This is a genomic window from Streptomyces spongiae (genome assembly GCF_009377185.1).
GTDB classification, from domain to species: domain Bacteria; phylum Actinomycetota; class Actinomycetes; order Streptomycetales; family Streptomycetaceae; genus Streptomyces; species Streptomyces spongiae.
The window spans coordinates 1-5,087 of the sequence record NZ_VJZC01000668.1 but is presented as its reverse complement, the minus strand read 5'-3'; the positions used below and the strand labels follow the sequence as shown (position 1 = coordinate 5,087).

Here is a 5,087-nt window from a genome sequence, read left to right as displayed (position 1 = left end):
CCACTCACCCCACCCACCCCAGACACCGCGAAAAAATGTCCAGAGCCGGAACGCGCGGGGCACTCACGGCGTAAGAACAGTTAGTGGCTCCGCGTCGAAGGGACCTTGATCGTGCAACGTCGAGCTGTGACGACCGTGTTGGCCACGGCCGTGCTCCTGGTGACAGCCGGTTGCTCCTCCGACGACGGTGAGGAACCGAACACCGGCGGCACCTCGGCCACGAGCAGTACGAAGCCCGAGGCGTCGCCGGACGGCGGCACCGAGGAGAGCGCCCCACCCGCGAAGGGCTCGGTGAAGGTGGTGCGCACGGTCACCGAGGGCCTGAACAGCCCCTGGGGCCTGGCCCCGCTCCCCGAGGGCGGACTGCTGGTGTCCTCGCGGGACGAGGGCACGATCACGCTCGTCGACGAGAAGACCGGCAAGAAGACGGAGCTCGGCGAGGTCCCCGGGGTCTCCCCCGCGGGCGAGGGCGGCCTCCTGGGAATCGCGATCTCTCCGGACTACGCGTCGGACCACATGATCTACGCGTACTTCACCTCGGAGTCGGACAACCGCGTCGTGCGCATGCTGTACGACCCCGAGAAGCCCTCGGGCGAGCAGCTGGGCGCCCCCGACACGATCGTGCGCGGCATCCCGAAGGGCACGAACCACAACGGCGGCCGTCTGGCCTTCGGCCCCGACAAGATGCTGTACGCCACGACCGGCGAGCGCTACGAGGGCCCGCTGGCCCAGGACAAGAAGTCCCTCGGCGGCAAGATCCTGCGCATGACCCCGGACGGCGAGCCGGCTCCGGGCAACCCCTTCGGCGACTCGCTCGTGTACTCGTACGGCCACCGCAATGTGCAGGGCCTGGCCTGGGACACCAAGCAGCGCCTGTGGGCGTCGGAGTTCGGTCAGAACACCTGGGACGAGCTGAACCTGATCAAGCCCGGCGGCAACTACGGCTGGCCGGACGTCGAGGGCAAGGAGGGCAGGTCCGGCTTCGTCGATCCGGTGGCCCAATGGCGCACGGAGGACGCGTCACCCAGCGGCGTCGCCATCGCGGAGGGTTCGGTCTGGATGGCGGGTCTGCGCGGCGAGCGTCTGTGGCGCATTCCTCTTGAGGGCACCAAGCCCTCCGCCGACCCCCAGGCCTTCCTCACGGACGAGTACGGCCGCCTCCGCACGGTCGTCTCCGCGGGCGGCGACAAGCTGTGGCTGACCACCAGCGAGACGGACGGCCGGGGCTCACCCGAGAAGGGCGACGACAAACTCCTTGAGCTGGAAGTGAAGTGACCGCCGGGAGGGTCGGGGCTCAGCCCTCGTCCGGTTCCCCTTCCTGGGGTTCCTCGGGCTCCGCCTCGTCGTGGAGCTCGACGGGTCGGCGTATGACGGCCGTCCCCGAGTCCAGGTCTATCGGCCCCCGCCCGGGGTCGCTGTCGCCGACGTCCTCGCGGGTCAACTCCAGGCGTTTGCGTTCGTCGTTGGTGTGCTTGCGTCCCGGCGCGAACAGTTCCTCGAACGGGTTGAACACGAGCCCTCCCCCGGGCCGGCCGCACCGGCCCTCGTCTCCGTCATCACCCCATCACCCCGATCCTCCCACCGGGAGCCGCTCCCCTGCCCCCGGCGGGAACAACCGCAAACGATGCGCCAGCGCCGCCGCCTCACCCCGGCCGGAGACGCCCAGCTTGGCGAGGATGTTGGAGACATGGACGCTGGCCGTCTTGGGGGAGATGAACAGTTCCTCGGCGATCTGGCGGTTGCTGCGGCCGACGGCGACCAGGCGGAGGACGTCACGCTCGCGGCTGGTGAGGCCCAGTGCCTCGACAGGGTCGCTGGGAGCCGGGGCGGACGGCTCGGGGGCGCGGGCCAGGGTCAGCCGGGCGCGCTGGGCGAGCAGGGCGACGGAGTCGGCGAGGGGGCGGGCGCCCAGGTGGTCGGCCACGGCGGCGGCCAGGCGGAGGAGTTCCGTAGCGCGGTCCCGGCCCTCCTCGTCGGCGCCGCTCACCAGCAGCGCCTCGGCGAGCCGGTGCCGGACGCGGGCGAGGTCGTACGGCCGCTCCAGCGACTCGAAGGCGGTGACGACCTCGGACCAGGTCCCCGGCTCCAGCACGCCCTCAGCACGGTGGAGTTCGGCCCGCACCCACTTCTCGTACGCGACCCAGACCGGCGCGCCCGTGGTGAGTTTCTTGACGGTCTCGAAGACGCCGGACAGGACCTCGGCGCGCCCTTCGTCGGCGACCGGCAGCCCCCGGGCGTCGGCCTCGGCGATGACCGCGGCGAGCAGGAGGGGCCAGGCGAAGCGCTGGGTGCCGGGTGGGAAGCCGGAGTCCAGGGCCTGGCGCAGTTCGTCGCGGGCGTCGAGGAGGCGGCCTTCGGCGGCGGCGACGCCGATGGTCAGGGTGGCCAACGGGAGATCGTTCTGGGGCTGGGGGTCATGCGTGCCGTAGAAGGCGCGGGCGTCGGCCAGGAGGCGGGCGGCATCGGCCACGGCTCCCCGGGCGCGCTCGATGTCGGCGAGTTGCTGGGCACCGCCGCCGCATGGCCTCGCGCTCTGTCTGCGCATCGCGTTCGCCGCGGCCTCGGCTGCCTCGTGCCACTCCCCCAAGGAGAAGAGGGACTCGGAGAGGTTCCGCCAGACCCATGCCTCCGATTCCGACAGGCCCATCTTCCGGGTGAACTCGAGGCCCTCCCGGAGTACGGTGACGGCTTCCCGGGAGCGGCCGACGCCCTCCAGGATCGACGGCAGGTTCACATGGCTGCGGCCCACGAGCGTGGCCAGCGAGCGCTTCTCCACCTGCTCCTTGACCGCGTACATCTCGGCGAGCCCGGCCTCGGTGTCCCCCGCGTCCACCATCAGGGTGCCGAGCGTGAGGCGTACGTTCAGCTCGATGTCCTCGGCACCCACCATGCGCGCGTACTCGACGGCGCGCTGGGCGTCGGAGAGCGCCTCGGGTCCGGGCTCATGGAGCATGGACCAGCCCGCGGCCATGGCCAGGACCTCGGCGTGCACCTCGGACGGGGGCAGTCCGCGCACCAGCTTCTGCGCGGTGCCGAGCTCCTTCCACCCGTCGCCCCGGGCCAGGCCCTGCACCAGCAGGGAACGCTGCACCCAGAACCAGGCCGCGCGCAGGGGGTCGCCGTCCTCGCCCAGGAGGTGCAGCGCCCGCTTGGTGATCTTCAGTGCGCGCTCGCGCTCCCCGCACAGCCGGCCCGCGACGGCGGCCTCGGCCAGGAGGTCGAGGTAGCGCAGGGGCGTGGTCTCGGGGGCGCAGCCACAGGGAGGGTAGACCTCGGCGTAGTCGACGGGGCGCAGTCCGTCCCGTACGGCGTCGGGGGCGGCGTCCCACAGCTCCATCGCCCGCTCCAGGAGCCGCAGTTGCTCGGAGTGGGCGTGACGGCCGCGGGCCTCCACGGAGGCGTGGAGGACGGCGGGGAGGGCCTTGGCGGCGTCGTGGGCGTGGTACCAGTAGCTGGCCAGGCGGGTGGCGCGGCCGTCTGCCGGAACGAGCGTCGGGTCGGCCTCCAGCGCCTCGGCGTACCGGCGGTTGAGGCGGGAGCGCTCGCCGGGCAGCAGGTCGTCGCTGACCGCCTCGCGGACCAGGGAGTGCCGGAACCGGTAGCCGTCGCCGTCGGGCACGGCGAGCAGGATGTTGGCGCCGACGGCGACCCGCAGGGCCTCGATGAGGTCATCCTCGGGGAGCCGGGCCACGGCCGCGAGCAGGCCGTACTCGACGGTGGAGCCGCCCTCGGCGACGATGCGGGCCACGCGCTGGGCGTCCTCGGGCAGCTTCTCGACGCGCACGAGGAGGAGGTCCCGCAGGGAGTCGCTGAGGCCGGTGCGGCAGCCCTCCTGGGCGGCGACGGCCAGTTCCTCGACGAAGAACGCGTTGCCGTCGGACCGTTCGAAGATCTCGTCGACCTCGGTCGGGTCGGGTTCGGCGGCGAGGATCCCGGCGAGTTGGCGGGCGACCTCGGCGCGGTTGAAGCGGCCCAGTTCGACGCGGCGGACCGTGCGCAGGCGGTCCAGCTCGGCCAGCAGGGGGCGGAGCGGATGGCGGCGGTGGATGTCGTCGGCGCGGTAGGTGGCGACGACCACCAGGCGGCCCCTGCGGAGCGTGCGGAAGAGGTAGGCGAGGAGGTGGCGGGTGGAGGCGTCGGCCCAGTGCAGGTCCTCCAGGACGACGACGACCGTGCGGTCCGCGGCGACGCGCTCCAGGAGGCGGGCGGTGAGCTCGAAGAGGCGGGCCGTGCCTTCCTCGTCGTGCCGACCGTCCAGTCGGCGGGGTGCCTCGCCCAGCTCGGGCAGGAGCCGGGCCAGCTCCGCCTCCTGCCCGTCGGCCGCGGCGGTGACCTCGTCGGGGAGCTGTCGGCGCAGGGAACGCAGGGCGGTGGAGAAGGGCGCGAACGGCAGCCCGTCGGCGCCGATCTCGACGCACCCGCCGAGCGCGACGACCGTGCTCTCGCGGCAGGCCGCGGTGGCGAACTCCTCTACCAGGCGCGTCTTGCCGACCCCGGCCTCGCCGCCGAGCAGTAGCGCCTGCGGCTCTCCCGCCGCGGCGCGGGACAGCGCGTCGTGCAACACCGCGAGTTCGTCGGCACGACCGACGAATACCGGACTGACGGACCTCATCTCCACGTTGCCGAGCATCGCACGCGGGTCTGACAGTGCGGCACCGAATATCGGCACGACGACGCCGTCACGGGCCTGCGGGGTGCCCGCACGCACCGGCGACGCGCCCTCGCGCCCGTGAGGGCGGCCGCCCCCCGCGCGACCGTCCTCCCCTGCCCCCGGGTTCACGCGGCGCGGGGGAACCGGTGTCGGCGGAGGCGGGGACTATGCGGCCTCCCCTCGGCTTCGTGCCGCCGGGACGCCTCGCGGGCGGCGCGGCGCGCCTCACGGGCGAGCCGGTACTCGGCGGCATCGCGGATCAGCTCGGCGGACCGGATCTGCTGGAGCTCGTACTGGAACATCTCGCACCCCTCGTGACGTGTCGGTTTCGGCTTCGCTTGTCGCGATGCCTCAACCTTCGTCTCCGAGGTGGGTGCGCCACATCGGGAGAGTTCCGCATCTTGCACGTGCGAGGGGCCTTAGGTCCGCCGTACGT

Annotated in this window: 4 protein-coding genes; 1 reads left to right on the top strand and 3 read right to left on the bottom strand. The window is 72.7% G+C overall.

The window, feature by feature from the left end; translation table 11 throughout:
- The first annotated feature begins 126 nt into the window (after positions 1-126).
- Positions 127-1,275 carry a PQQ-dependent sugar dehydrogenase gene (locus tag FNH08_RS44175; protein ID WP_322726434.1) on the top strand — a complete coding sequence of 383 codons (1,149 nt, stop codon included), beginning with the start codon at positions 127-129 and terminating at the stop codon, positions 1,273-1,275.
- Positions 1,276-1,294: 19 nt separating this feature from the next.
- On the opposite strand, the gene FNH08_RS44170 is transcribed toward FNH08_RS44175, so the two are convergent.
- From FNH08_RS44170 to FNH08_RS51295, 3 genes are all read right to left on the bottom strand, one after another.
- Complete coding sequence (locus FNH08_RS44170) at positions 1,295-1,513, bottom strand: DUF6191 domain-containing protein (protein WP_322726433.1); 219 nt, start codon at positions 1,511-1,513, stop codon at positions 1,295-1,297.
- 51 nt (positions 1,514-1,564) lie between these two features.
- Entirely contained in the window at positions 1,565-4,630 is a 3,066-nt protein-coding gene (locus tag FNH08_RS44165; RefSeq protein WP_152777149.1) for a helix-turn-helix transcriptional regulator, read from the bottom strand.
- Between the two features lie 146 nt (positions 4,631-4,776).
- Complete coding sequence (locus FNH08_RS51295; protein WP_194238837.1) at positions 4,777-4,953, bottom strand: hypothetical protein; 177 nt, start codon at positions 4,951-4,953, stop codon at positions 4,777-4,779.
- Positions 4,954-5,087: the final 134 nt, after the last annotated feature.